Source organism: Micromonospora sp. NPDC049580 (assembly GCF_040675595.1).
Taxonomy (GTDB): domain Bacteria; phylum Actinomycetota; class Actinomycetes; order Mycobacteriales; family Micromonosporaceae; genus Micromonospora.
This window is the reverse complement of record NZ_JBFAPG010000717.1, coordinates 1-2,161: the sequence shown is the minus strand read 5'-3', so window position 1 is coordinate 2,161 and position 2,161 is coordinate 1. Positions and strand designations below refer to the sequence as shown.

Annotated in this window: 3 protein-coding genes; 1 reads left to right on the top strand and 2 read right to left on the bottom strand. The window is 73.5% G+C overall.

Translation table 11 applies throughout. The features are described from left to right. A partial coding sequence (locus AB0J68_RS31350; protein WP_363942403.1) for an AAA family ATPase occupies positions 1-863 on the bottom strand: 863 nt, incomplete at its 3' end. 194 nt (positions 864-1,057) lie between these two features. Next, complete coding sequence (locus tag AB0J68_RS31345; protein ID WP_354861382.1) at positions 1,058-1,228, bottom strand: hypothetical protein; 171 nt, start codon at positions 1,226-1,228, stop codon at positions 1,058-1,060. 206 nt (positions 1,229-1,434) lie between these two features. Here AB0J68_RS31345 and AB0J68_RS31340 point away from each other — a divergent pair, with 206 nt between their 5' ends. Beyond that, on the top strand, positions 1,435-2,118 hold the full coding sequence (locus AB0J68_RS31340; RefSeq protein WP_363942400.1) for a DUF4191 domain-containing protein: 684 nt from the start codon (positions 1,435-1,437) through the stop codon (positions 2,116-2,118). Positions 2,119-2,161: the final 43 nt, after the last annotated feature.

Sequence of the window (2,161 nt, the reverse complement as noted above, 5' to 3'; positions counted from 1 at the left end):
GGCTCGGGCAACCGGTCCACCCGGGCCAGCAGCAGGTCGCGCAGCGTCTCGGGCAGCGCCGCGCAGCCGAGCGGGGAGCCGGCGACGGCCAGCTCCTCGATGAAGAAGGGGTTGCCCTGCGTACGGTCGTGGATGTCGTCGACGGCACGGGGCGACGGCTCGCCGCCGAGCAGGTCGGCGAGAATCGCGCCGGTGCCGTCGCGGTCCAGCCGACCCAGCTCGACCCGCTCGACACCCCGCGCCCGGTCCAGCTCGGCGAGGAACGGGCGCAGCGGGTGCCCACGCTGCAACTCGTCCGTGCGGTAGGTGCAGACCAGCAGCAGCCGGCCCGGCCGCGCGGCCCGGACCAGGAAGCCGATCAGGTCCCGGGTGGAACGGTCCGCCCAGTGCAGGTCCTCGATGATCAGCAGCAATGGCCGGGCGTCGGCGAGCCGCTGGAACAGCTCGGCGACCAGGTCGAACAGGTATCCACGGGGGGCGTCGGTCAGTGGTCGCGCGCTCGGCGCGGTCGACCCCGCCGGCACCCGGCCCAACTCCGGCAGCAGGCGGGCGAACTCCGCCTCGTAGCCGGCGAAGACCTCCGCGCCGTCGGCGCGCAACACCGCGCGCAGCGCCGCGGCGAACGGGGCGAACGGCAGACCCGCCTCACCCAACTCCAGGCACTGACCGACCAGCACCCGGGCGCCCGCGGCGGTGGCCCCGGCCGCGAACTCCTCCAGCAGCCGGGTCTTGCCCACGCCCGCCTCGCCACCGACCAGCACGGTGGCCGGATCGCCCTTCCCGGCCCGGCCCAGCGCGTCCCGCAGCGTCGCGATCTCACGCTGGCGGCCGACGAGGACGGAACTGGCGGCACGTACGGTCACGGGACCGAGCATGCCATGACCGGACGGAACACCGGCCCCGCCGATCGGCCGGCGCCGCGGCGACAGGGCGGCTGCCCCGGACCCGGACCCCGGCCCGCCGGCTGACGGCCCGGACCCGGGCGCCGGTCCGCCGTGCCGGTCGGCCGGTGGGACGGGCCCGGGCCCGCTGGGCGCGGTGGGTGCGGCGGTCGTGGTCACCGGCGGTCGTCACCCGCGCGGCGGGCCGGCTGGCGGCGGCCCAGCCAGGTACGACCCGAGCGGCGCGGCACCGACCGCGCCAGTCGTTGCGCCGCAGCCTCGGCCCGCAGCTCAGCGGCGTGGGTACGGTGCACAGAGAGCAGGAAATCTACGTCGTTGCCGAACATGTCGGGCTCCTTCGTCGCGTCGTCGTCCTCTGCTGACGACTCTTCGCGCGAAGGCCCCGGCCCGGCATGGGCACACCGCCTCATCTTGCCCGGCCGTACCCTCCTTACCCGCCCGGTCGCAGCGCCTGAGGCGACGTAAGGTACTCAGCCGGCCGGCACCCGGACGCGGATCAACGCGGCCGGCGGGGACCACTAGACTCAGCGGCATGGCAAAGCCCCAGGAGAAGGTCTCGTTCGGCCAGCGGCTGAAGCAGATCGGGATGGTGTTCCAGTTCACCGCCAAGCAGGACCGGTGGTTCGCGCCGCTGGTCGCCGCAGCGGTGCTCATCCCGCTCGCGCTCACCGTGGTCGCGGTGATCCTCTGGAGCTGGATCTGGCTGCCGCTGGGCATCCTGTTCGCCCTGCTCGCGGTGTTGATCGTGCTGAACCTGCGGTCCAACAAGGCGATGATGAACGCCGCCGAGGGGCAGCCCGGCGCGGCGGCGCAGATCATGGACAACATGCGCGGCGACTGGCGGGTCACCCCTGCCGTCAGCTCGACCACCCAGATGGACATGGTCCACCTGGTGATCGGCCGGCCGGGCGTGATCCTGCTGGCCGAGGGCAACCCACAACGGGTGCGCGGCCTGCTCGGGCAGGAGAAGCGACGGCTCGCCAAGGTCATCGGCTCCGCCCCGCTGCACGACTACGTGATCGGTCAGCAGGAGGGCGAGCTGCCGATCCGCAAGCTGCGCACGACGCTGCTGCGGCTGCCCCGCGCGCTCAGCGGCAAGGACGTCAACGCGCTGGACAAGCGACTCAAGGCGCTCACCGCCCGTCCGCAGATGCCCAAGGGCGCGATCCCGAAGAACATGCGGCCGCCGGGCGGTGCCCGCCAACCGCGACGCTGACCCGTACACCACGAAAAAGTGCCGGACCCGGATGGGTCCGGGA

Excerpts from the sequence above, each read along its gene's own strand:
- AB0J68_RS31345 (WP_354861382.1), bottom strand. The coding sequence starts at position 1,228 with ATGTTCGGCAACGACGTAGATTTCCTGCTCTCTGTGCACCGTACCCAC.
- AB0J68_RS31340 (WP_363942400.1), top strand. The coding sequence starts at position 1,435 with ATGGCAAAGCCCCAGGAGAAGGTCTCGTTCGGCCAGCGGCTGAAGCAG.